Origin of the sequence: Enterobacter sp. ENT02, assembly GCF_019219165.1 — a bacterium.
GTDB classification, from domain to species: domain Bacteria; phylum Pseudomonadota; class Gammaproteobacteria; order Enterobacterales; family Enterobacteriaceae; genus Enterobacter; species Enterobacter mori.
In genome coordinates this window covers 1-262 of the sequence record NZ_JAHUWD010000034.1, presented here as the reverse complement: position 1 = coordinate 262, position 262 = coordinate 1, and the positions used below count along the sequence as shown (strand labels likewise).

The window sequence follows — 262 nt, the reverse complement described above, 5'->3', positions numbered from 1 at the left end:
GTCTTCCGGCGTGCGGGCTTTTCACCCGCATTATCGTTACTTATGTCAGCATTCGCACTTCTGATACCTCCAGCAACCCTCACAGGCCACCTTCAACGGCTTACAGAACGCTCCCCTACCCAACAACGCATAAGCGTCGCTGCCGCAGCTTCGGTGCATGGTTTAGCCCCGTTACATCTTCCGCGCAGGCCGACTCGACCAGTGAGCTATTACGCTTTCTTTAAATGATGGCTGCTTCTAAGCCAACATCCTGGCTGTCTGT

General features: G+C 54.2%; 1 rRNA gene. It reads right to left on the bottom strand.

Features of this window, described 5'->3' with window-relative positions:
• A 23S ribosomal RNA gene (locus tag KW829_RS22795) occupies positions 1–262 on the bottom strand; the annotation flags it as partial.